Consider the following 22,308-nt stretch of genomic DNA (forward strand, 5'->3'; position numbering starts at 1 on the left):
CGTGCGGTCACACGGATGGTATGTTGACACTCCCTTGTCTAGGGGTGTAAGTTTGGACGTTGCGCTGGCTGCCTCCTGTCCACACCTTGATTCGCACTCGAAAGTTCCACCCTTCCGGTGTTACTTCCGCTGCTGCTTGTTCTGGTTTCGTTCGGGCTGTAACCAGCGGAATTCGTAGCAGACAAGCGACGGTCGCGGACCACCACGCGACGCGCGTGAGGTGCTGGAAGGACGCATCTTGGCAGTCTCCACCCAGACCAAGGCTGGTATCCCCGGAGCCCCTTTGAGGGTTTCGTTCGCGAAGATCCGAGAGCCCTTGGAGGTGCCCGGACTTCTCGACCTACAAACGGACTCGTTCGCCTGGTTGGTCGGTACTCCCGACTGGCGTGAGAAGGCAGCCGCTCGCGGCGACGTCGGTCTCGCAGGCGGCCTCGAGGAGGTGCTCGAAGAGCTCTCACCGATCGAGGACTTCTCCGGATCCATGTCCCTGTCGTTCTCTGATCCGCGCTTCGAAGAGGTCAAGGCCTCCATCGATGAGTGCAAAGAGAAGGACATGACCTACGCGGCGCCGTTGTTCGTCACCGCGGAGTTCATCAACAACAACACCGGCGAGATCAAGAGCCAGACGGTGTTCATGGGTGATTTCCCCATGATGACCGACAAGGGCACCTTCATCATCAACGGCACCGAGCGTGTCGTCGTCTCGCAGCTGGTCCGTTCCCCGGGCGTCTACTTCGATCACAACATCGACAAGACCACCGAGAAGGACCTGCACAGCGTGCGCGTGATCCCGTCGCGCGGCGCGTGGCTGGAGTTCGACGTCGACAAGCGCGACACCGTCGGTGTCCGTATCGACCGCAAGCGTCGTCAGCCGGTCACCGTGCTGCTCAAGGCGCTGGGTTGGACGACCGAGGAGATCGTCGAGCGTTTCGGCTTCTCCGAGATCATGATGTCCACCCTGGAGAAGGACAGCACGCCCGGCCAGGACGAGGCGCTGCTCGACATCTACCGCAAGCTGCGTCCGGGCGAGCCGCCGACCAAGGAGTCCGCGCAGACTCTGCTGGAGAACCTGTTCTTCAAGGAGAAGCGCTACGACCTGGCCCGCGTCGGCCGCTACAAGATCAACAAGAAGCTCGGCATCCACGTGCACGAGCCGGTGACCTCCTCGGTTCTCACCAAGGAAGACATCGTCGACACCATCGAGTACCTGGTGCGCCTGCACGCCGGTGACCGCACGATGACCGCCCCCGGCGGTGAAGAGGTCCCCGTCGAGATCGACGACATCGACCACTTCGGTAACCGTCGTCTGCGCACCGTCGGTGAGCTCATCCAGAACCAGATCCGTGTCGGTCTGTCTCGTATGGAGCGCGTGGTTCGTGAGCGGATGACGACTCAGGACGTCGAGGCGATCACGCCGCAGACCCTGATCAACATCCGCCCGGTGGTCGCCGCGATCAAGGAGTTCTTCGGAACCTCCCAGCTGTCGCAGTTCATGGACCAGAACAACCCGCTGTCGGGTCTGACCCACAAGCGCCGCCTGTCGGCGCTGGGCCCCGGTGGTCTGTCCCGTGAGCGCGCCGGTCTGGAAGTTCGTGACGTCCACCCGTCGCACTACGGCCGCATGTGCCCGATCGAGACCCCGGAAGGCCCGAACATCGGCCTGATCGGTTCGCTGTCGGTGTACGCGCGGGTCAACCCGTTCGGCTTCATCGAGACGCCGTACCAGAAGGTTGTCGACGGCAAGGTCACCGACGAGGTCAAGTACCTGACCGCCGACGAGGAAGACCGCTACGTTCGCGCGCAGGCCAACTCCCCGGTCGACGCCGAAGGTCGCTTCCTCGAGGAGAAGGTCCTCGTCCGCCGTGCGGGCGAAGAGGTCGAGTTCGTGACGCCGGCGCAGGTCGACTTCATGGACATCTCGCCGCGCCAGATGGTGTCGGTCGCGACGGCCATGATCCCGTTCCTCGAGCACGACGATGCCAACCGTGCCCTCATGGGTGCGAACATGCAGCGTCAGGCCGTGCCGCTGATCCGTTCCGAGTCCCCGATCGTGGGTACCGGCATGGAGCTGCGCGCAGCCGTCGATGCCGGCGACGTGGTCGTCAACGAGAAGCCCGGTGTGGTCGAAGAGGTCTCGGCCGATTACGTCACCGTGATGGCCGACGACGGCAGCCGCAAGTCCTACCGGATGCGCAAGTTCAACCGGTCGAACCAGGGCACCTGCTCGAACCAGCGTCCGATCGTGGACGAGGGCGATCGGGTGGAGAAGGGGCAGGTCCTCGCGGACGGCCCCTGCACCGAGAACGGTGAGATGGCGCTGGGCAAGAACTTGCTCGTCGCGATCATGCCGTGGGAAGGCCACAACTACGAGGACGCGATCATCCTGTCGCAGCGCCTCGTGGAAGAGGACGTTCTCACCTCGATCCACATCGAAGAGCACGAGATCGATGCCCGCGACACCAAGCTCGGTGCCGAGGAGATCACCCGGGACATCCCGAACGTCTCCGACGAGGTCCTCGCCGACCTCGACGAGCGCGGCATCATCCGCATCGGTGCCGAGGTCCGCGACGGCGACATCCTGGTCGGCAAGGTCACGCCCAAGGGCGAGACCGAGCTCACCCCGGAAGAGCGTCTGCTGCGTGCCATCTTCGGTGAGAAGGCTCGCGAAGTGCGCGACACCTCGCTCAAGGTGCCCCACGGTGAGTCCGGCAAGGTCATCGGCATCCGCGTGTTCTCGCGCGAGGACGACGACGATCTGCCTCCCGGTGTGAACGAGCTGGTCCGCGTCTACGTGGCCCAGAAGCGCAAGATCCAGGACGGTGACAAGCTCGCCGGTCGCCACGGCAACAAGGGCGTCATCGGCAAGATCCTCCCCATCGAGGACATGCCGTTCATGCCCGACGGCACGCCGGTCGACATCATCCTGAACACCCACGGTGTGCCCCGTCGTATGAACATCGGCCAGATCCTGGAAACCCATCTCGGGTGGATCGGTAAGGCCGGCTGGAATATCGACGTGGCCGCGGACGGCACCCGCCCCGAGTGGGCGGCGACGCTGCCCGAGGAGATGCTGGCCGCGCCGGCCGACTCGAACATCGCCACGCCCGTCTTCGACGGCGCCAAGGATGACGAGCTGACCGGTCTGCTCGGGTCGACCCTGCCCAACCGTGACGGTGAGCGGATGGTCAACGCCGACGGCAAGTCGACGCTGTTCGACGGTCGTTCGGGTGAGCCGTTCCCGTACCCGGTCGCGGTCGGTTACATGTACATCCTGAAGCTGCACCACCTGGTCGACGACAAGATCCACGCCCGTTCGACCGGTCCGTACTCGATGATCACGCAGCAGCCGCTGGGTGGTAAGGCGCAGTTCGGTGGTCAGCGATTCGGTGAGATGGAGTGCTGGGCCATGCAGGCCTACGGTGCGGCGTACACGCTGCAGGAACTCCTGACCATCAAGTCCGACGACGTGGTCGGCCGCGTGAAGGTCTACGAGGCCATCGTCAAGGGCGAGAACATTCCGGAGCCGGGCATTCCGGAGTCGTTCAAGGTGCTCCTCAAGGAACTCCAGTCGCTGTGCCTCAACGTCGAGGTGCTGTCTTCGGACGGCGCCGCGATCGAGATGGGCGGCGGCGAAGACGAGGATCTGGAGCGCGCGGCCGCGAACCTGGGCATCAACCTGTCCAGGAACGAAGCCGCCACCATCGACGATCTGGCGAACTAGGTGGTAAGCGGTGCGGTCGCTGTGGAAGCGACCGCACCGCGCACCGCGCTCGACAACTAGTGAACTTTTGCTCGAATTCGACCCGAATAGGGGAAAGGAAGTTACGTGCTAGACGTCAACTTCTTCGATGAACTCCGGATCGGCCTTGCCTCCGCCGATGACATCCGCCAGTGGTCTTTCGGCGAGGTGAAGAAGCCGGAGACCATCAACTACCGCACGCTCAAGCCGGAGAAGGACGGGCTCTTCTGCGAGAAGATCTTCGGTCCCACCCGGGACTGGGAGTGCTACTGCGGCAAGTACAAGCGTGTCCGCTTCAAGGGCATCATCTGTGAGCGCTGTGGCGTCGAGGTAACTCGCGCCAAGGTGCGTCGCGAGCGGATGGGCCACATCGAGCTGGCCGCTCCGGTTACTCACATCTGGTACTTCAAGGGCGTTCCGTCGCGCTTGGGTTACCTGCTCGACCTGGCGCCGAAGGATCTCGAGAAGATCATCTACTTCGCCGCCTACGTCATCGTCGGTGTCGACGAGGAGCTGCGTCACAACGAGCTCTCCACGCTCGAAGCCGAGATGGAGGTCGAGAAGAAGGCTGTCGCCGATCAGCGCGACGCCGACCTCGAAGCCCGCGCGCAGAAGCTCGAAGCCGATCTGGCCGAGCTGGAAGCCGAGGGCGCCAAGTCCGACGTGCGTCGCAAGGTCAAGGACGGCGGCGAGCGCGAAATGCGTCAGCTGCGCGACCGCTCGCAGCGTGAGCTGGACCGCCTCGACGAGATCTGGACGACCTTCACCAAGCTGTCGGTCAAGCAGCTCATCGTCGACGAGGTGCTCTACCGCGAGCTCGTCGACCGCTACGGCGAGTACTTCACCGGCGCCATGGGTGCGGAGTCCATCCAGAAGCTGATGGAGAACTTCGACATCAACGCCGAGGCCGAGAGCCTGCGCGAGACCATTCGCTCCGGCAAGGGTCAGAAGAAGCTGCGCGCGCTCAAGCGTCTGAAGGTCGTCGCGGCCTTCCAGACCAACGGCAACTCGCCCATGGGCATGGTGCTCGACGCTGTCCCGGTGATCCCGCCGGAGCTGCGTCCGATGGTTCAGCTCGACGGTGGCCGTTTCGCCACCTCCGACCTGAACGACCTGTACCGCCGCGTGATCAACCGCAACAACCGTTTGAAGCGACTGATCGATCTGGGTGCGCCCGAGATCATCGTGAACAACGAGAAGCGGATGCTGCAGGAGTCGGTCGACGCACTGTTCGACAACGGCCGTCGTGGCCGTCCGGTCACCGGACCGGGTAACCGCCCGCTGAAGTCCCTGAGCGATCTGCTCAAGGGCAAGCAGGGTCGTTTCCGTCAGAACCTGCTCGGCAAGCGCGTCGACTACTCGGGCCGTTCGGTCATCGTGGTCGGTCCGCAGCTCAAGCTGCACCAGTGTGGTCTGCCGAAGCTGATGGCGCTCGAGCTGTTCAAGCCGTTCGTCATGAAGCGTCTGGTCGATCTGAACCACGCGCAGAACATCAAGTCCGCCAAGCGGATGGTCGAGCGTCAGCGCGCTCAGGTGTGGGATGTCCTCGAAGAGGTCATCGCCGAGCACCCTGTGCTGCTGAACCGCGCGCCCACCCTGCACCGCCTCGGCATCCAGGCCTTCGAGCCCCAGCTGGTCGAAGGCAAGGCCATTCAGCTGCACCCGCTCGTCTGTGAGGCGTTCAACGCCGACTTCGACGGTGACCAGATGGCCGTGCACCTTCCGCTGTCCGCGGAGGCGCAGGCCGAGGCACGCATCCTGATGCTGTCGTCGAACAACATCCTGTCCCCGGCGTCGGGTCGCCCGCTGGCGATGCCGCGTCTGGACATGGTGACGGGCCTGTTCTACCTGACCCGCCTCGACGAGAACGGTGTCGGCACCTACAAGGCCGCCGCCAAGGATGTGCCGGAGTACGGCGTGTACTCCTCGCCCGCCGAGGCGCAGATGGCCGTCGATCGTGGCGAGCTGACCGTGCGGTCCACCATCAAGGTGCGACTGACCGAGCAGCGCCCGCCGCGGGACATCGAGAACGAGCTGTTCCCGGACGGCTGGAAGCGCGGCGAAGCGTGGCTGGCCGAGACCACCCTGGGTCGCGTGATCTTCAACGATCTGCTCCCGGCGGACTACGCGTTCATCAACGAGCCGATGCCGAAGAAGCGTCAGGCCACGATCATCAACGATCTGGCCGAGCGCTACCCGATGATCGTCGTCGCGCAGACCGTCGACAAGCTCAAGGACGCCGGCTTCTACTGGGCCACGCGTTCGGGTGTCACCGTCTCCATGTCGGACGTGCTCGTTCCGCCGGAGAAGCCCGAGATCATGGAACGCTACGAGTCGATGGCGGACCTGATCGAGAAGAAGTACCAGCGTGGCGCGCTCGATCACTCCGAGCGCAACAACGCCCTGGTCAAGATCTGGCAGGAAGCCACCGAGGAAGTGGGTGCCGCGCTGCGTACCCACTACCCGCCGGACAACCCGATCATCACGATCGTCGACTCCGGCGCCACGGGTAACTTCACCCAGACCCGTACCCTCGCGGGTATGAAGGGCCTGGTGACGAACCCGAAGGGTGAGTTCATCCCGCGCCCGATCAAGTCCTCGTTCCGTGAGGGCCTGACCGTGCTCGAGTACTTCATCAACACCCACGGTGCTCGTAAGGGTCTGGCCGACACGGCGCTTCGTACCGCCGACTCGGGTTACCTGACCCGTCGTCTGGTCGACGTGTCGCAGGACGTCATCGTCCGCGAAGAGGACTGTGGCACCGAACGCGGCATCCTGGTGCCGATCGCGGAGAAGCTGGCCGACGGCACGATCATCCGTGACGCGCACGTCGAGACCTCCACCTACGCCCGGACGCTCGCGTCCGACGCGGTGGATGCCAAGGGCAATGTCGTCGTGTCGAAGGGCGCCGACCTCGGCGACCCCGCGCTCGACGCGCTGCTCGCGGCCGGTATCACCGAGGTGAAGGTCCGCTCCGTGCTGACCTGCACCACCGGTACCGGCGTCTGTGCCACCTGCTACGGCCGTTCGATGGCCACCGGCAAGCTGGTCGATATCGGCGAGGCCGTCGGCATCGTCGCGGCCCAGTCCATCGGTGAGCCCGGTACCCAGCTGACCATGCGTACCTTCCACCAGGGTGGCGTCGCGGGCGACGACATCACCGGTGGTCTGCCGCGTGTTCAGGAGCTCTTCGAGGCCCGTGTCCCCAAGGGCAAGGCGCCGATCGCGGAGGTCTCGGGTCGGGTGCGTCTCGAGGACGACGACCGCTTCTACAAGATCACGATCATCCCTGATGACGGGTCGGAAGAAGTCGTCTACGACAAGCTCTCGAAGCGTCAGCGTCTGCGTGTCTTCAAGCACGACGACGGCTCCGAGCGTCTGCTGGCCGACGGTGACCACGTGGAGGTGGGTCAGCAGCTGCTCGAGGGCGCTGCCGATCCGCACGAGGTGCTGCGCGTGATGGGTCCCCGTCAGGTGCAGGTCCACCTGGTCCACGAGGTCCAGGAGGTCTACCGCTCGCAGGGTGTGTCGATCCACGACAAGCACATCGAGGTCATCGTTCGCCAGATGCTGCGTCGTGTGACGATCATCGATTCGGGTGCGACCGAGTTCCTGCCCGGTTCGCTCACCGAGCGCGCCGAGTTCGAGAACTCGAACCGTCGCGTGGTGGCCGAAGGCCGCGAGCCGGCTTCGGGCCGTCCCGTGCTGATGGGTATCACCAAGGCGTCGCTGGCCACCGATTCGTGGCTGTCGGCGGCTTCCTTCCAGGAGACCACCCGAGTGCTGACGGACGCGGCTATCAACTGCCGCTCCGACAAGCTGATCGGCCTGAAGGAGAACGTGATCATCGGTAAGCTCATCCCGGCCGGTACCGGTATCAACCGTTACCGCAACATCCAGGTGCAGCCGACCGAAGAAGCCCGTGCCGCGGCGTACGCGGTGCCGTCCTATGACGACACCTACTACTCCCCGGACAGCTTCGGCTCCTCCACCGGCGCAGCAGTGCCGCTGGACGACTACGGCTTCAGCGACTACCGCTAAGCAGTAACCCGAACGCCCCGTTCCTTCTTGGAGCGGGGCGTTCGTCGTGTCCGGGTCAGCGCACTCGCCGGTAGGGTTTACCCGCGATATGACAGCGCTCCTCGAAGCCGTGCGGTAACCAGGAACCGCTGATCAGTTGCGGGTGATGGGGGAATCTCGCCTGGCTGGCGACAAGGAACGCCGGCGCCGCCCATGGCGTCGCCAATTCGAGGTAATGCGATGTGGTCGCTTCGGTGAATCGGATTCGCAGCCGGTCGGGTTGGGTCAACTCGATGTGCTCCAATGCCGTGAGCGGGATCGGGGACGAGCGATATTGGTTGGCGAGGTGGATTCGACGATTCGTGAGGGTGATGCGGCCGCTCGGCTCCGGTATCCAGCGTGGCAGAGCCGCCTGCTCGCGAGCCGCTGCTGCCGCGGCGTTTGCCACGCGTGCGGCCTCGGCCGCCGCCTGAACCATCTGAACCGCCATACGTTCGCTTCGTTGTCTCGCGTTGAAAGCCGCGGCGTTGGCTGCCGTGCGGGCTCGCTGGATATCGCGGCGCGAGCTGCCGCGTGGTGGAACAAAAACTGGAGTTGACGGCGGGACGGCCGCGACCACCGATGGGGCAATTGTCGGCGGCGGTGGCGGCGGCAGCTCAGGCCTACGAAACGCCGCCCACATGCCCTGGCCTTCACCGAAGCAGGTCTCCTGCTCCTCCATCACGATCGACGTCGGGTACGGCTCCAGCGCCGCGATGCCGCCCGCCCGCAACCGCGACAGCATCTCGCAGGCGTACAGCAGGTGGTCGTCGACCCAATTCCAGCCGACCTGCGCGGCCAACGCCCGTTCGACATCTGCCATCGGATCGTGCACCGTCACCGCCTGGATTGTTGCCGCATAGGGGGTCATTCAGACTAGCGGCCTCGCCCGCATCGTAGAACCGCTCGCGCGAGGTCAGCTACCCCGCTGGGCGAATACGGCTTCAGCGGTTGCCGCCAGCTCGTAGGTAGCCAACAGATTTCGGCCCCCGCTCTTTCGAGAGCGGGGGCCGTTTTCTGCGTACAGTCGCCTGCGTGAAGTCTCAGATAGTCGTGGTCGTGCTCGCGGTGATCGGTGTGCTGGCGTCCGCGTTCACCGCCTATCGAGTCGCCACCAGCGTGATGTCCGACCAGGTAGTAGTCAGCTGCCGACCTGACCCTGGCAGGTCGTACTGCGTGTACCACCGAACAACGCCAGGGCTGCTGGCCACCGAGTACGTGATCCATGTCGGAATCGCGCCCAATCGCGGCTTGTTCTACGACATTCCGTACCCGGCAGGCGACGTCGCAGCCACCTGGAATCCGGACACCGCCCTCCTGACGATCACGATGCCGGGTACGGAGCTGAAGATCGCAGAAGCGGAGTACCGCGACCGGTAGTGGTCGCCTTCTCGGCGAACTTCATTCCGCCACAGCGGATTCTGTGGGCTCGGGCTGCCGGCGTGACGGGGCGGTGCGGGCGTGGGTGGCGTAGAGGGTCAGGCCGACGAAGGTGAGTCCGCCTACGAGGTTGCCGAGGACGGTGGGGATTTCGTTCCAGACCAGGTAGTCGCCGAGGGAGAAGTCACCGCCCAGGAGCAGGCCGGAGGGGAACAGGAACATGTTGACGATGGAGTGTTCGAAGCCCATGTAGAAGAACAGCATGATGGGCATCCACATTGCGATCACCTTGCCCGACACCGAGGTCGACATCATGGCGGCGACCACGCCGGTGGAGACCATCCAATTGCACAGCACGGCGCGGATGAACAGCGTGAGCATGCCCGCGGCTCCGTGTTCGGCGTAGCCGAGGGTTCTGGATTCGCCGATCTCGCCGAGCTTCTCGCCGACGGCGCTGGGATCGACGGAGAAACCCATAGTGAGGATGATGGCCATCATCACCGCGACGGTGAACGCGCCCGCGAAGTTACCGACGAAGACCAGCCCCCAGTTGCGCAGCATCGAGCGGACGGTGACGCCGCGGCGTTTGTCGATCAGGGCCAGCGGAACCAGCGTGAAAACGCCGGTGAGCAAGTCGAATCCGAGCAGGTAGAGCATGCAGAACCCGACCGGGAAGAGCACGGCTCCGAGTAGTGGTTCGCCGGTGTTCACGGTGATGGTCACTGCGAACGCGGCGGCGAGGGCGAGGATCGCGCCCGCCATGTAAGCGCGGATCACGGTGTCGCGGGTGGACATGAAGGCTTTGGCCTCGCCCGCGTCGATCATCTTCTCGACGAAGTCCGCCGGTGTGAGATAGGACATGGAAAACCCTTCGTAGTGCTTCTAGCGCAGGAGTTTTCGCTGTCGAGGTTGCCTCGCGGTCACCGGACGTTGCTCCCACGTAAATAGTGGTATTCCACTATGGCGGCGAGTGCCTCCGAATGGCAGGCTGGCTGCGACCCCGACCCTAGGAGCCCTGCATGCAACCGATCCTGAGCAAGTCCGCCGCCGCCGACCTCATCGTCGCCGCTCGTATCCGCAAGGGTATGACGTGGGCGGGCATCGCGGAATCGATCGGCGCACCCGTGGTCTGGACGACGGCAGCCCTGCTCGGCCAGCACCCGATGACCGAGGAACAGGCCGCCGCCGTCTGCACCCTGCTGGACCTCGACGACACCGTCGCCGAAAGCCTGCGTCTGCAACCCTCCCGCGGCGCCGACCCGGCGAAACTGTCCGACCCCACCATCTACCGCCTCGTCGAAGCCGTCTCGGTCTACGGCCCCGCCCTCAAGGAACTCATCCACGAGGAATTCGGCGACGGCATCATGAGCGCCATCAACTTCAACATCGACATAGCCCGCCGCCCCCACCCCGACGGCGACCGCGTCGTCATCACCCTGGACGGCAAATTCCTCGACTACCGCTGGTGACTCGGGTTCTGTCGACGGTCAGGATCCTTGCTCGGTCCGAGTCCGCGGGATTTCCGTCAGGGTGTCTGCCGGTGTCTCGGGGTCGCCGAGCCCGGGTGAGGTGGGCTCGCCGAGGCGGACGGCGACGACTCCGATGAGGATCAAAGCGCCGCCGAGTAGCTGGATGGGGCGGGGGGCTTCGGCGAGCAGGATCCAGGCGAAGATCAGGGCGGCGAGGACTTCGGTGAGGGCTACGAAAGAGGCCAGGCGGGAGCCGAGGCGGCGGGTGGCGGCGATGCCGGTGACGTAGGCGATGGCGGCGGTGACGATGCCGATGAAGAGGATCGGGATCCACCAGGGGGTGGTGAAGTCGGCGAAGGCGACCCGGTGGGTGGTGGCGTGCAGGGGGACGATGCCGAGGGCGCCCGCCAGGATCAGGGTGAGGCCGCCGATCAGGAGTCCGCCGCAGGCCAGGACGGTGCCGGGGAGGTCGCCGCCCTGGGCGGAGAGGACGAAATAGGCCGCGGCGCCGAGCATCGCGGCCAGGGCCCAGGCGATGCCGATCGGGTCGGTCGACAGGCCGGAGGTCACATCGAGGACGAGCAGCAGGCCGGTGATCCCGAGGGCCGCGCCTGCGATGGTGGCCGCGCCGGGCTGTTGCCGGTGGCGCACCCACAGCCAGCCGACCACGACGATCGGCGCGGTGTATTCGATCAGCAGCGCGGCGCCGACCTCCATGTGCGCGACGGCGTTGAAGTAGGCGAGCTGGGTACCCGCCACGGCGATCAAGCCGTACGCGACGATGAGATTCACGTTGGCGCGCAACAGTTTCCAGTTTTCCCGCAGGTGGGGAAGTGCGAGCGGTACGAGAACCACCCCGGCGAGCAGCACGCGCGCGGCGACAACGGCGGCGGCGCTCCAGCCCGCGTTCATCAGCCCACGCGCGAGTGGACCGGACAGCCCGAACGAGGTGGCCGACGCCAGCGCGAGCAGCAGCCCGGACCGCATCCGGATCGCGCTGTCATGAGTCAAAGTCGCCATGACTAATGACGGTAAGCAGCCTGCGGTAATATGTCAATGTGGTTTTTGCTCATGACACCGAGGCGGCCCTGCTGGCGGCGGTCGAACTGGTCAATTCCGCCGAAGACCCCGACACCCTGACCGAGACGGCCCAGCTCGCCGAGTTCTTCGAACGACACGTCTACACGGGCGCGCACACCGGCGACGCGGCCGAACTGACCGCTGTCCGGGCCCTGCGCGCGCCGCTACGCGCGATGCTCACCAGCGACCGCGATGCCGCCGTCACGCTCGTGAACGAGACTCTCGCCGGGCACCGCGCCGTACCGCAGCTGGTCCGTCACGGCGACGTCGACTACCACGTGCACGCGGTCCCGCCGCAAGCACCACTCCCGGTTCGCATCGCCGTCGAAACCGCGATGGCGATGATCGACCTGATCCGCGCCGACGACCTGAGCAGACTCTCGATCTGCGCCGACGCGGACTGCGCGGGACTGGTACTCGACCTGTCCCGCAACCGTTCCCGCCGCTATTGCAGCACCGCATGCGGCAACCGCAACGCCGTCGCCGCCTACCGCGCGCGTCAGCGCTGAGTGCCGCAGAGACGCCCGAAAAGCTGCGACGACTGGGCTCGTCGCTTCGGCCGTGCATCAGCCCAAAGTGCGCACCTTAGGGCACTTCTTGCCCGCCAGATGGCACTTGTCCTCGAATCCCGCGGGCAGCCAGGTACCGGTCTTCAGCAGCGGGTGGTGCGGGAAGTGCCGCAGGGCGGCGGTGACGAAAAGTAAGACTGCCCAGGGGCTTTGGATCTGGATCTGCTGCAACTTGCCGTCTCGGTCGGGGAATCGGCAGCCGACGCGATCCGGCGCGGTGAGGTCGATGGACTCGAGCGCGGACCAGTACAGCGAGAACGACCGGTCGGGGTTGGTGAGGTGCAAGCGCCGGTCCGAGATCATCACCGACCCCGGCCGTTCCGCCACCCAGCGCGGTTGCGCGGCGGCCGCTGCCTGAGTGCGCCGGGTCCGGTTCACGACGGCATTACCCAATTGTGCGGCCGCGACGATCGGGGCTGGACCGGCGACAGGGCCCCGGCTCCGAGTCCAATTGCCGTCGCCGGTCGCCCGCCACGTGTACCAGTTGACGGCTCCCTCGGCGAGACCGACCTCGCCGGGCTCGATCCGCACCCGCGTCGCCGTGTGCGGGATCAGTCCCACCTCGCCGCGCGCCAGCAGATCGGCCACCCCGCAGGTGTACAGCAGGTAGTCGTCGAACCACGTCCACCCGGCCTGTTCGGCCAGGGCGCGTTCGATATCGGCCAGCGGGTCGAACACCACTCTCATCACCACCCACCCGTGCGGACTCACTGGTGTCAACGGTAGCGGAGACCGGCGGCAACGCGCGGTCGGCGGACAGCGAAAATCAGCGTTCGCTGTCCAGCATCGCCATCTGCTCGGCCGCGTACCGCTCGCCCGCGACGGCGTCGGCCGGTGCTGCCGCCTCGATCACGGCCAGCTCGTCCGGCGTGAGCGAGATCGCGAGCGCCCCGAGCGTCTCGTCGAGGCGCGTCCGGCTGCGCGCGCCGATGACCGGCACGATGTCCTCGCCACGGCTCAGTGCCCAGGCGATCGCCAGCTGGGCGACCGAAACCTGTTTCGTGGCAGCGATATCGGCCAGCGCCTCGACCAAGCGCAAGTTCCTGGTGAGGTTTTCGCCCTGGAAGCGCGGGCTGTGAGCACGGAAGTCGCCGGCCGTCGCAGGCCCGCCGTTGCGGAAGGTATCGCTGAGCAGCCCCCGCGAGAGCACGCCGTAGGCGGTGATGCCCGTGCCGAGTTGCCTGGCGACCGGGAGGATTTCCTGTTCGATGCCGCGGGAGATGAGCGAGTACTCGATCTGGAGGTCGGCGATCGGATGCACGGCGGCGGCCCGTCGCAACGTGTCGGCACCGATCTCGGAGAGTCCGATGTGCCGCACGTATCCCGCCTCGACGAGTTCGCCGATCGCGCCGACGGTGTCCTCGATCGGCACTTCGGGATCCAGGCGCGCGGGCCGGTAGATGTCGATGTGATCGACACCGAGTCGAGTGAGTGTGTAGGTGAGGAAGTTGCGGAGGGCGGCCGGTCGCCCGTCGAAGCCGTCCCATGTTCCGCCCGGCCCGCGCAGCGCGCCGAACTTCACGCTGAGTACCACGTCCTCGCGGGCGCGTTCGGCGATGGCCTTGCCGACCAGCATCTCGTTGTGGCCGGCGCCGTAGAAGTCACCGGTGTCGATGAGGTTGATGCCCGCGTCGATGGCGGCGTGGAGGGTCGCGACCGATTCACGGTCGTCGGAGGCGCCGTATATCCCGGACATGCCCATCGCGCCGAGGCCGATGCGGCTGACGCGGGGGCCGGTGTCGCCGAGGACGACGGTGGGGAGCTGTGAGTTCGTCATGCTTCGAGCCTGCGCCGCGAGCGCGGCTCGCGGCAGAGATCGTTCATCGGGGGATCGCCGGTCCCTGGCTGGGCGCCGCCGTGAAGCGCACCATGGAGACATGGACCGATCCGAGCTGGCCGACTTCCTGCGCCGTCACCGGGAACTGCTCACCCCCGCCGACGTGGGCCTGCCGCCCGGCGTGCGCCGGCGCACCCCCGGTCTGCGACGCGACGAGGTAGCTCTGCTCACGGGCATGTCGACCGACTACTACACCCGCCTCGAACAGGCGCGCGGTCCACGCCCGTCCACCCAGGTCCTCGCCGCGCTGGCTCGCGCGCTGCGCCTGAGTGCCGACGAGCGCGACCACCTGTTCCATCTGTGCGGTCACCCGTCACCGGACCGTGGGCTGCGCGACAAGCACGTCGGTCCCGGGCTGCTGCACATGCTGGACAAACTCGACGACGTCCCCGCCGCCGTGATCACCGATCTCGGCGAGGTCCTCGTCCAGAATCGCATGCACAGTCTGCTGGCCGGTGACCACGGCACCCGCAGAGGCCTCGAGCGCTTCTATTCCTGGCGCTGGTTCACCGATCCGTCGGCGAGAACGCTGTTCCCCGAGTCGGATTGGGCCCGCATGAGCCGCAGCCATGTGGCCGATCTGCGTGCCACCGCGGCACGTCGCGCCGACGATGCCGAAGTCACCGGCTTCATCGGCGAGTTACGTCGCAACAGCACGGAATTCGAAGAGCTGTGGAACGAACACGAAGTGGCCGTACGGATCTCCGACACCAAACAGTTCCTGCATCCGGAGATCGGCCTGATCGATACGATCTGCGAAACCCTGCTCACCCCGAACGCCGCCCAGCGACTGCTGGTCTACCTGCCGCGTCCCGGCACCGACGCGGTGGAGAAGATGGCGCTGCTGCGGGTGATCGGCACCCAGCTCCTCAGTCCGACACAGTGATTCAGGGCGCTCCGGTGACATAGGCCAGCGCGGTGTCGATCGCGGGCTGACCTCCTGCCAGCGCGTACCCGGCGAGCGCGCCGATCGCCGCCCCTGCCACGGTGGCGACCGGGACGGTGATGAAGTCCAGGATGAACAGGCCGAGCGGGAAGCCGAGTACGAAACCGATGGCAGCCCCGATGGCGGCGCCTTCGATGATCTTCGGTTGCAGGCGTTGGGTTTCGGCGAAGAAGCGTTCCTGTGCGCTGATGTCGCGCACCGGTGTGGCGGATTCGCTGATCGGGGTGAGCGTCAGGCTGGTGCCCCGCTCGTCGATCGACGGCGTGAGCGGCACCGCGTGCGCACCGACGCGCACGACCATCGGCAGCGCCGCGAGGACCGCACCCGATTCGTCGGTGATCGCGACGACTGTCGCGTCGTGGACGAGCTGGAACCGTCCCGTGTCGATGGTGGTGACCACCGCGCGCCGGTCATCGGTGGCGCTCACCTGGTAGTTCACGCCCTTGTCGATGCCGCGCAACGAGGGCGCCTCGACCGGCTGCTCGGCGACCACCGGGGCGGGCTCGGCGTGCCCGTTCCCGGCTGCCGCCACGATGACCCCGATCGCGAGCAGTGCCGCCCCTATCCCAGTGCCGATCCTCATCCCGCAAGCCTCCCGCTGCCTCACCCGGGACCGATTCGTCCCGTTCGTCGCGGCAAACCTAGCCGTTGCGGCCCCCGTTCGGAAAGTCCACAGCCAGTGGGGCCGGGACGGATCAGCGCCGCGCGTTCGACGGTTCGACGCCGGTCTGTGGACGTCGGGCGAAATCCGGCGCGTGCTCGGGGCGCAGCCCGATACCGCCGAGATAGGCGGTGATTCCGGCGAGCGCGGGCACGGCGTCGACAACCCGCAGCGGCAGGGGCGCGGTGTGCAGTGTTCCCCGCAACGCGGGCGCGATGAGCATGTCGTGTTCGCCGCGCTGGGATCGCTGCGTGAAGCTCGCGGGCAACATCCGCCTGCGCTGCACCTTTTCCAGGTCGGCGGTCTGCACGGTGCCGTCGAGCAGCGGCTGGGCCAGGATGCGCGCGGCCGCGACGGCGTCCTGCACCGCGAGGTTGACGCCGACCCCACCGACCGGTGACATCGTGTGCGCGGCATCGCCGATGCACAGCAGGCCGGGGACGTACCACCGGTCGAGCATGCCCACCGTTACCTCGAGCAGCTTGACGTCGTCCCAGGTCCGGATCGCCGCTGTCGCCTCGGTGGACCAGCCGAACAGTTCGCTGACGCGATCGCGCAGCCACCGCACATCGTGGGCGGCGCGAAGCTCTGCGTCACAGCCTTTTTCGATGATGTAGCCGGTCTGGTAGTAGTCGCCGCGGTCGATGGCCACCGCGGAGTTGCCGTTGGTGAAGCGGGCCTGCACGGCACCGCCGTCGGTGTCGTCCTCCGATTTCGGGATGCGGAAGAACCACATGTCCATCGGTACGTCCTCCATGCGCCGGCGCAGGCCCGCGGCCTCGCGTGTCACGGAATCGCGTCCGTCGCAGGCGATCACGAGATCGGCGCGCAGGGCGTGTTCGGCACCGTCGGCATCGATATAGCGCACGCCTGCCACCCGGCCGGCCTCCTCGATCAGTCCGGTCGCGGTCGAGCGCATATGCAGGGTGAAGGTCGGTTCCTCGGCCGCGGCGCTGGTGAGCAGGTCGAGGAAGTCCCATTGCGGCACCATGGCGATGTGCCGGTACTTGCCGGGAATTCGGGTGAAATCGGCGGCGACCACCATGCGGTCGCCCGCGTGCATGCACATCCGGGTGAGCTCGGAGCGCGGCAACCGGGCGAAGTCCGCGCCGAGCCCCAGTTCGTCGATCAGTCGCACCGTAGACGGGTGCACCGTATCGCCGCGGAAATCCCGGAGGAAGTCGGCGTGCTTTTCCAGCACGGTCACTTCGACGCCTGCTCTGGCGAGCAGGAGACCGGCCATCGTGCCCGCGGGGCCGCCGCCGACGATGCAACAGGTGGTCTTGTCCATGAGTGTTCCCCCTCGATGATTCCCGCCAAGTTCTACGACAAAGCGTAGTAGTGAATTCGTCGGCCCGTCCAGGGTTTTCCGAAAAGGGGTTGACCGGATGACGTCGCCACGCAATACTGAACTAGATGGTTCAGTATGACTTCCTAGACGCCTCGTTCGGGGCGCTCGCGGACCCCACACGGCGGGGCATCCTCGAGCAGCTCGGGCGTGGGCCCGCGAGTATCAGCGAGTTGGCCGAGCGTTTCGAGATGACCTTGACCGGCATCAAGAAGCACATCGGCCTGCTCGAGGACGCGGGCATGGTGGTCACCGAGAAGCGTGGGCGGGTGCGGTACTGCCGGATCTGTGAGCACGTCTTCGATCGTGAGGTGGCCTGGATGCAGGGTTATCGGCAGATGCTCGAAGCCCGGATGGACCGTCTCGGTGAATTCCTGCAACGAACGGAGCCAGAGCAATGAGCACCACCACCAACGACGCCGTCATCACCTCCACCTCGGACCGCGAAGTCCACATCGAACGCGATTTCGACGCCCCACTGGACCGGGTATGGGACGCCTACAGCCGCATCGAGCAGCTCTCGCGCTGGTGGGGTCGCGGCCATGTGGTCGACGTCGAGCGCTGGGAGTTCCGCAAGGGCGGCCACTGGCGTTTCGTCGAACACGACGGCGACGAGTCCTACGGTTTCGAGGGCCGCTTTCGCGAGATCACCCCGAAGGAACGCATCGTGCAGTCCTTCGAGTGGGACGGCATGCCCGCCCACATCTGCATCGACTCGACCACCTTCATCGATCTCGGCGACGGCCGCACCCGGGTCGCCACCGACAGCATCTTCCACACGGCCGAGGAATGCGCGGGCATGCTCGCCTCGGGCATGGAGGTCGGCCTCAACGACAGCTACCGGGCCCTCGACGCCCTGCTCGTCGGCGGACGCTGAGCGCGCGAACCCGATGCGGCGCCGGGAAGCCGCATCGGGTGACAGCGCGGCCCGTTGCGGCGCAGGCTGTTCGGGAGTGCGATTCGGCCTCGGCGCCGAGTCAGAGGTGAGTGCAGCCGGTCGCTCGTTTGCGCGGCTTCAAGCGCAACGGTGGTAGCGGCGGAGCGGGTATCCGCTCCTCAGGGGCGTGGCCGACGACCAGCGGAAAACGGCTGGTGTCGTGGGTTTCCCACGCCTCGCGCGCGTCGACGATCTCCTCGTGACTGCGGCCGACGAAGTTCCACCACATCACCAGTTCCTCGGCGAAGGGCTCGCCCCCGACCAGCGCGAAATGCGCACCGCCGGTGCTGGACAGGCGCAATTCGGCGCGGTCGGTGCCCAGGTACAGCAGCGGGCCAGGGGTGAGTTCGGCGCCGTCGATCGTCACGGTGCCCTCGATCACCAGCACGGCGTGCTCGAACGCGCGGTCCAGCGGGAGCGACACCTCGGCGCCGGAGTCGAACACGATGTCGGCCCCGACGATCGGCGTGTAGGCCTTCGCCGGTGACGCGACACCACCCAGCGCGCCGATCAGGACGGTGGCGCGCAGTCCCGGCGCCGCGTAGCTCGGCAGTTCGCGATGCTGCTCGAAATGCGGGTCGATGCCGGTGGCGGAGCCGGGCAGCGCGATCCACAACTGGAGGCCGTGGCCCGCTTCGGCGCCGGGCACGCCGAACTCCGAATGCGCGATACCGCGACCGGAGGTCATCAGATTCAGCTGCCCCGGCTCGATCTCGACGTCGGAGCCCACCGAATCGCGATGCCGGATGCGGCCGTCGAGCGGCCAGGTCACCGTCTGCAAGCCGATGTGGGGGTGGGGCAGGATGTCGGGGGAGGCGCCGGCCTCGGTCGCGGTGGCCGAACCGAACCGGTCGAGGAAGCACCACGCACCGACAGTCGGCAGATCCCGCTGCGGCAGTGTCCGTTCCACGTACACCCCGCGCACCCCGCCGAGTGGGACCTCCCTGGCCGGATACAACTCGGTGATCGGACCCGGGCGGGGCGACGGCTCACACAGCGCCTCGTCCGGGTCGATCTCCATGTCGCTCATCCGGTGATGCCCTTGCCCACCACGTGCGCGTCGTACTCGGGGTGCTTGTCCAGCCAGCCACGAATGAACGGGCAGTGCGCGGTGATGGTGCGCCCGCGCGCGATCACGTCCTCGACGGCCTGGCGGGCGAGGACGCCGCCGAGTCCCTTGCCCGCGAACGCGTCATCGATCTCGGTGTGGATGAAATCGGTGTCGTTGTCGCGCTCGATGTATTCGGCGAAGCCGGCGAGCTCATCGTCGAAGAACACGTCGTAGCGATTCTTCTCCACATTGCGCACGACGCGGCGCTGTGACTCTGCTGTCTCGGTCATCGGCAAACGCTCCTTCCGCACCGACGGCGGTGCGCTGAGGGTCGGCGCGTCGTTGCGTCGACCGTGACGGTAAACAGAACCATTCGTCGGCCGCAGCCTATTCCGTGCGACCGCCGGTCGTCGCGGGACTCTGTTCGCGTCCTGCCGAGGTGAACGTCATATCCGCGTACCGGCTGCCTGCCACCTGTTCGGCGATCGGCTCCAGTGCCGCCAGTTCGTCCGCAGACAGGCGTACCGATGCCGCGGCGACGTTCTCGGCCAGTCTGGTCCGCTTGCGGGTGCCGGGAATCGGCACCACGGACAAGTCGTGCACACCCGCCCTCGCGTGTACCCACGCCAGTGCGACCTGGGCCTGGGTGATGTCGTGCGCGGCGGCGATCGCGGCCAGCGGCGTGAGCAACGCGGCGTTGTGCTGGGCGTTGTCGCCGGTGAAGCGGGGCTGGAACTTGCGGAAGTCCTGGTCGCCGAGCTCTGCCGCCGAGGTGAAAGCACCGGTGAGAAAGCCACGGCCCAGCGGCGAGTACGGAACGAACGCCACACCGAGTTCGGCCGCGGCGGGCACCGCGGTGCGTTCCACGTCGCGGGAGAACAGCGACCACTCCGACTGCAACGCCGCGATCGGGTGCACCGCGTGCGCGGCCCGCAGCTCGTCACCGGTCACCTCGGACAATCCGAGCGCTCGCACCTTGCCCGCCGCGACGAGTTCGGCCATGGTGGCGACGGTCTCCTCGATCGGAACCCGCGGGTCGCGCCGGTGCATGTAGTACAGGTCGATCGTGTCGACGCCGAGCCTGCGCAGGCTGGCCTCGACCGACGCGCGAATGTAGGCGGGGGAGTTGTCGAAGCCGCGGAACGACGGATCGTCGGCCTTGCGCACGATGCCGAATTTCGTGGCGATGAGCAGATTTTCGCGGTTGGCGCGTACGAAGTCGGCGAGGAATTCCTCGTTGTGGCCGGATCCGTACACATCGGCGGTGTCGAACAGGGTGACGCCGAGTTCGAGCGCGTGGTCGAGGGTGGCCCGCGATTCGGCCGCGTCGGTATCACCGTAGAACTCGCTGATGCCCATACAGCCGAGCCCCTGGGTGCCGATCAGCGGCCCGTCGGCGCCCAGAGTCGTGGTCGGCAGTGTCGCGGTGGTGCTCATGTGTCGCTTCCTTCGCTCGTGTGCACGGTGATCGTGGCGGGACGGACCACATCCGATCGGCCTTCGTAGACGGCGATCTTGTAGTCGAGAACGGCCACGGTCTGCTGCAGCTCCGCGATCTTGTCGAGCACGTCGGATCTGGTCTGCCGGAACATCTCCAGCCGATCCGGGTAGGTCTGCTCGCCTGCCCGTACCAGTTCGGCGTAGCGGATCATGTCGGCCACCGGCATGCCGGTGAGCCGCAGCCGCGCGATGAGCGCCAGCCACTCCAGATCGCGGTCGCTGAACCGGCGGTTGCCGGTGTGATCGCGACCGACGTAGCCCATCAGCCCGATCCGCTCGTACCAGCGCAGGGTGTCGCGGCTCAGGCCCGAGCGATCGGCCACCTGGCCGATCGAATACCTCGGGCGTTCGTGCTCGTCGTCGCCGCTCTCGGCGCGCAGCGCCGCGTCCTGATCCATCGTGCTCGTCCCTTCCCGTGGAACTTCCTAGACGGTATCCACCTGGAGTGCACTCCAAGCAATACCTGTTCGCACGGGGACGAGTGAAGTCAGCTGTAGTTCGGCAGCTCCTGGATCGCCCACTTGTTGCCGTCGGGGTCGGCGAAGAAGGTGAACCGTCCCCAGCCCATGTCCTCGACGGGGGTGGCCGCCACACCCGCGGCGATCAGCTGTTCATAGGCCTTGTCGGCGCTGGCCACGACCATCTGCATGCCCTCGACGCTGCCAGGCGCGGCGCTGGTGAGCCCGCGGCCGATGCAGATCGAACACCCCGAACCCGGCGGTGTGAGCTGGACGAATCGGATCTCCGGCGACGGCGTGTGGTCGTGATCGGCGTTGAAGCCGATGCTGGTGTAGAAATCCTTGGCCCGGTCGACATCGGTGACCGGGATGGCAACGAGTTCGATTTTCCAATCCATGTGGTCGAGCATGACACGGTGGTCCGACGGAAACGTAGTGTGGATCACATGGCTGGTAAGGACATCGACCGCGTCAGGGCCCGCTCGGCTTGGGAAACGGTCAAGGAGAGCCCGGTGATCACCGCGATCGCGGTGGCCCCGGTGGTACTCGTGCTCGGCGTGGTCTGGGCGCTGACGAACGGATTCGTCGCGTTCGTGCTCCTCGTGCTGCTGGGGGTGGGCATCGTCGTCGGCGGCAAGCTGCTCAAGTGAGCGGCATCGAGTGAGATCAGCGCGGGACGTGGAACGTCGTGAGTTCGCCCGTGCCGGGGCCGAGCTGTGCCCATGGCCGATCGAATTCGAGCACGGCCAGCGCCGAGGTGGGGAACTTGCGGCTGAGTTCGGTCGCCTGATCGGATTCGCGGTTGCCCGCCAGCTCCCACGCGGTCCAGGGAATCCCGGGCACATGGCCGACGATGAGCAGCGTCGAGATCGTGTCGTCGGTGAGCCCGATCAGTTCCATGAGGGTGTGCGGGTTCGCGTCGTAGATGTCGTCGGTGTACTCGACGGGCGCGGTGATGCCGGTGGCCGCGAGGGTCTGTCTGGTGCGCTCGGCCGTCGAGCAGCGCACCGCGTCGATCGGCGGCGCGGCGGCGCGCAACCAGTCCCCGGCCAGCGCCGCTTCGCGCTCGCCACGCGGTGCGAGCGGGCGCGCGTGGTCGTCGACGTTGTCGGGATAGGCCGATTTTCCGTGCCGCATCAGGATCAGGGTCGCCACCATGAGACCACCGTAATCCTGGGCAGCGGTGAGGTAGCAGTCACACTCGAGGCACACTGAAAGCTGCGTCACCATCGATGGGTTCGTGGTTCACCCGCCACGGGCCTTGATAGGGGGCG

At 66.4% G+C, this 22,308-nt stretch carries 22 protein-coding genes; 9 read left to right on the forward strand and 13 right to left on the reverse strand.

The window, feature by feature from the left end:
- Nucleotides 1-220: 220 nt before the first annotated feature.
- Both rpoB and ACWF99_RS22985 read left to right on the forward strand, forming a co-directional pair.
- Complete coding sequence (rpoB, locus tag ACWF99_RS22980) at nt 221-3,721, forward strand: DNA-directed RNA polymerase subunit beta (protein ID WP_358060948.1); 3,501 nt, start codon at nt 221-223, stop codon at nt 3,719-3,721.
- 105 nt (nt 3,722-3,826) lie between these two features.
- Complete coding sequence (locus ACWF99_RS22985) at nt 3,827-7,780, forward strand: DNA-directed RNA polymerase subunit beta' (protein ID WP_378634269.1); 3,954 nt, start codon at nt 3,827-3,829, stop codon at nt 7,778-7,780.
- A gap of 55 nt (nt 7,781-7,835) precedes the next feature.
- Here the strand turns inward: ACWF99_RS22985 and ACWF99_RS22990 are convergent, their stop codons facing one another.
- Nucleotides 7,836-8,669, reverse strand: a complete 834-nt coding sequence (locus tag ACWF99_RS22990) for a hypothetical protein (RefSeq protein ID WP_452537314.1) — start codon at nt 8,667-8,669, stop codon at nt 7,836-7,838.
- Nucleotides 8,670-8,833: 164 nt separating this feature from the next.
- Between ACWF99_RS22990 and ACWF99_RS22995 the strand changes: the two genes are divergently transcribed.
- Nucleotides 8,834-9,178 (forward strand): hypothetical protein, encoded by a 345-nt coding sequence (locus ACWF99_RS22995; protein ID WP_378658670.1) that lies wholly within the window; start codon nt 8,834-8,836, stop codon nt 9,176-9,178.
- Nucleotides 9,179-9,199: 21 nt separating this feature from the next.
- On the opposite strand, the gene ACWF99_RS23000 is transcribed toward ACWF99_RS22995, so the two are convergent.
- Complete coding sequence (locus ACWF99_RS23000) at nt 9,200-10,039, reverse strand: formate/nitrite transporter family protein (RefSeq protein WP_378634276.1); 840 nt, start codon at nt 10,037-10,039, stop codon at nt 9,200-9,202.
- 158 nt (nt 10,040-10,197) lie between these two features.
- On the opposite strand from ACWF99_RS23000, the gene cynS reads away from it, so the two are divergent.
- Nucleotides 10,198-10,647: a cyanase gene (gene cynS, locus ACWF99_RS23005; RefSeq protein ID WP_378634279.1), complete on the forward strand. Its 450-nt coding sequence runs from the start codon at nt 10,198-10,200 to the stop codon at nt 10,645-10,647.
- An 18-nt stretch (nt 10,648-10,665) separates the two neighbouring features.
- On the opposite strand, the gene ACWF99_RS23010 is transcribed toward cynS, so the two are convergent.
- Nucleotides 10,666-11,667 (reverse strand): EamA family transporter, encoded by a 1,002-nt coding sequence (locus ACWF99_RS23010; RefSeq protein ID WP_452537315.1) that lies wholly within the window; start codon nt 11,665-11,667, stop codon nt 10,666-10,668.
- 38 nt (nt 11,668-11,705) lie between these two features.
- Here ACWF99_RS23010 and ACWF99_RS23015 point away from each other — a divergent pair, with 38 nt between their 5' ends.
- Complete coding sequence (locus tag ACWF99_RS23015; protein ID WP_378634284.1) at nt 11,706-12,236, forward strand: CGNR zinc finger domain-containing protein; 531 nt, start codon at nt 11,706-11,708, stop codon at nt 12,234-12,236.
- Between the two features lie 57 nt (nt 12,237-12,293).
- On the opposite strand, the gene ACWF99_RS23020 is transcribed toward ACWF99_RS23015, so the two are convergent.
- Both ACWF99_RS23020 and ACWF99_RS23025 read right to left on the reverse strand, forming a co-directional pair.
- On the reverse strand, nt 12,294-13,007 hold the full coding sequence (locus ACWF99_RS23020) for a hypothetical protein (protein ID WP_378634287.1): 714 nt from the start codon (nt 13,005-13,007) through the stop codon (nt 12,294-12,296).
- A gap of 55 nt (nt 13,008-13,062) precedes the next feature.
- Entirely contained in the window at nt 13,063-14,073 is a 1,011-nt protein-coding gene (locus ACWF99_RS23025; RefSeq protein WP_452537316.1) for an aldo/keto reductase, read from the reverse strand.
- A gap of 100 nt (nt 14,074-14,173) precedes the next feature.
- Between ACWF99_RS23025 and ACWF99_RS23030 the strand changes: the two genes are divergently transcribed.
- Nucleotides 14,174-15,019, forward strand: coding sequence for a helix-turn-helix transcriptional regulator (locus ACWF99_RS23030; RefSeq protein ID WP_452537317.1), 846 nt, complete (start codon nt 14,174-14,176; stop codon nt 15,017-15,019).
- A 1-nt stretch (nt 15,020) separates the two neighbouring features.
- Here ACWF99_RS23030 and ACWF99_RS23035 read toward each other — a convergent pair whose 3' ends face one another.
- Together ACWF99_RS23035 and ACWF99_RS23040 are read right to left on the reverse strand one after the other, a co-directional pair.
- Nucleotides 15,021-15,662, reverse strand: coding sequence for a hypothetical protein (locus ACWF99_RS23035; RefSeq protein ID WP_378634294.1), 642 nt, complete (start codon nt 15,660-15,662; stop codon nt 15,021-15,023).
- Nucleotides 15,663-15,774: 112 nt separating this feature from the next.
- Nucleotides 15,775-17,031: an FAD-dependent oxidoreductase gene (locus tag ACWF99_RS23040; protein WP_452537318.1), complete on the reverse strand. Its 1,257-nt coding sequence runs from the start codon at nt 17,029-17,031 to the stop codon at nt 15,775-15,777.
- Nucleotides 17,032-17,156: 125 nt separating this feature from the next.
- Between ACWF99_RS23040 and ACWF99_RS23045 the strand changes: the two genes are divergently transcribed.
- Entirely contained in the window at nt 17,157-17,489 is a 333-nt protein-coding gene (locus tag ACWF99_RS23045; RefSeq protein ID WP_378634300.1) for an ArsR/SmtB family transcription factor, read from the forward strand.
- Nucleotides 17,486-17,965, forward strand: a complete 480-nt coding sequence (locus ACWF99_RS23050; RefSeq protein WP_452537319.1) for an SRPBCC family protein — start codon at nt 17,486-17,488, stop codon at nt 17,963-17,965. Before ACWF99_RS23045 ends, ACWF99_RS23050 begins: the two co-directional genes overlap by 4 nt.
- A 100-nt stretch (nt 17,966-18,065) precedes the next feature.
- On the opposite strand, the gene ACWF99_RS23055 is transcribed toward ACWF99_RS23050, so the two are convergent.
- The 5 genes from ACWF99_RS23055 to ACWF99_RS23075 form a co-directional block, all read right to left on the reverse strand.
- The gene (locus ACWF99_RS23055; RefSeq protein WP_452537320.1) at nt 18,066-19,055 is read right to left on the reverse strand and encodes a pirin family protein; all 990 of its coding nucleotides are present in this window, start codon (nt 19,053-19,055) and stop codon (nt 18,066-18,068) included.
- On the reverse strand, nt 19,052-19,366 hold the full coding sequence (locus tag ACWF99_RS23060; protein ID WP_378634307.1) for a GNAT family N-acetyltransferase: 315 nt from the start codon (nt 19,364-19,366) through the stop codon (nt 19,052-19,054). The genes ACWF99_RS23055 and ACWF99_RS23060 overlap by 4 nt, the downstream gene beginning before the upstream one ends.
- 97 nt (nt 19,367-19,463) lie before the next feature.
- Entirely contained in the window at nt 19,464-20,513 is a 1,050-nt protein-coding gene (locus ACWF99_RS23065; protein ID WP_452537321.1) for an aldo/keto reductase, read from the reverse strand.
- Nucleotides 20,510-20,974, reverse strand: a complete 465-nt coding sequence (locus ACWF99_RS23070) for a MerR family transcriptional regulator (RefSeq protein ID WP_378634312.1) — start codon at nt 20,972-20,974, stop codon at nt 20,510-20,512. The genes ACWF99_RS23065 and ACWF99_RS23070 overlap by 4 nt, the downstream gene beginning before the upstream one ends.
- An 89-nt stretch (nt 20,975-21,063) precedes the next feature.
- Complete coding sequence (locus ACWF99_RS23075; RefSeq protein ID WP_378634314.1) at nt 21,064-21,432, reverse strand: VOC family protein; 369 nt, start codon at nt 21,430-21,432, stop codon at nt 21,064-21,066.
- A gap of 48 nt (nt 21,433-21,480) precedes the next feature.
- Here ACWF99_RS23075 and ACWF99_RS23080 point away from each other — a divergent pair, with 48 nt between their 5' ends.
- Complete coding sequence (locus ACWF99_RS23080; protein ID WP_056816178.1) at nt 21,481-21,684, forward strand: hypothetical protein; 204 nt, start codon at nt 21,481-21,483, stop codon at nt 21,682-21,684.
- Between the two features lie 16 nt (nt 21,685-21,700).
- Here ACWF99_RS23080 and ACWF99_RS23085 read toward each other — a convergent pair whose 3' ends face one another.
- Complete coding sequence (locus tag ACWF99_RS23085; RefSeq protein WP_378634316.1) at nt 21,701-22,192, reverse strand: SixA phosphatase family protein; 492 nt, start codon at nt 22,190-22,192, stop codon at nt 21,701-21,703.
- Between the last annotated feature and the right edge of the window lie 116 nt (nt 22,193-22,308).

It is taken from the genome of Nocardia sp. NPDC055002 (assembly GCF_053608825.1).

Excerpts from the sequence above, each read along its gene's own strand:
- ACWF99_RS22990 (WP_452537314.1), bottom strand. The coding sequence starts at position 8,669 with ATGACCCCCTATGCGGCAACAATCCAGGCGGTGACGGTGCACGATCCG.
- ACWF99_RS23000 (WP_378634276.1), bottom strand. The coding sequence starts at position 10,039 with ATGTCCTATCTCACACCGGCGGACTTCGTCGAGAAGATGATCGACGCG.
- cynS (WP_378634279.1), top strand. The coding sequence starts at position 10,198 with ATGCAACCGATCCTGAGCAAGTCCGCCGCCGCCGACCTCATCGTCGCC.
- ACWF99_RS23010 (WP_452537315.1), bottom strand. The coding sequence starts at position 11,667 with ATGGCGACTTTGACTCATGACAGCGCGATCCGGATGCGGTCCGGGCTG.
- ACWF99_RS23025 (WP_452537316.1), bottom strand. The coding sequence starts at position 14,073 with ATGACGAACTCACAGCTCCCCACCGTCGTCCTCGGCGACACCGGCCCC.
- ACWF99_RS23030 (WP_452537317.1), top strand. The coding sequence starts at position 14,174 with ATGGACCGATCCGAGCTGGCCGACTTCCTGCGCCGTCACCGGGAACTG.
- ACWF99_RS23035 (WP_378634294.1), bottom strand. The coding sequence starts at position 15,662 with ATGAGGATCGGCACTGGGATAGGGGCGGCACTGCTCGCGATCGGGGTC.
- ACWF99_RS23040 (WP_452537318.1), bottom strand. The coding sequence starts at position 17,031 with ATGGACAAGACCACCTGTTGCATCGTCGGCGGCGGCCCCGCGGGCACG.
- ACWF99_RS23045 (WP_378634300.1), top strand. The coding sequence starts at position 17,157 with ATGGTTCAGTATGACTTCCTAGACGCCTCGTTCGGGGCGCTCGCGGAC.
- ACWF99_RS23050 (WP_452537319.1), top strand. The coding sequence starts at position 17,486 with ATGAGCACCACCACCAACGACGCCGTCATCACCTCCACCTCGGACCGC.
- ACWF99_RS23055 (WP_452537320.1), bottom strand. The coding sequence starts at position 19,055 with ATGAGCGACATGGAGATCGACCCGGACGAGGCGCTGTGTGAGCCGTCG.
- ACWF99_RS23060 (WP_378634307.1), bottom strand. The coding sequence starts at position 19,366 with ATGACCGAGACAGCAGAGTCACAGCGCCGCGTCGTGCGCAATGTGGAG.
- ACWF99_RS23065 (WP_452537321.1), bottom strand. The coding sequence starts at position 20,513 with ATGAGCACCACCGCGACACTGCCGACCACGACTCTGGGCGCCGACGGG.
- ACWF99_RS23070 (WP_378634312.1), bottom strand. The coding sequence starts at position 20,974 with ATGGATCAGGACGCGGCGCTGCGCGCCGAGAGCGGCGACGACGAGCAC.
- ACWF99_RS23075 (WP_378634314.1), bottom strand. The coding sequence starts at position 21,432 with ATGGATTGGAAAATCGAACTCGTTGCCATCCCGGTCACCGATGTCGAC.
- ACWF99_RS23080 (WP_056816178.1), top strand. The coding sequence starts at position 21,481 with ATGGCTGGTAAGGACATCGACCGCGTCAGGGCCCGCTCGGCTTGGGAA.
- ACWF99_RS23085 (WP_378634316.1), bottom strand. The coding sequence starts at position 22,192 with ATGGTGGCGACCCTGATCCTGATGCGGCACGGAAAATCGGCCTATCCC.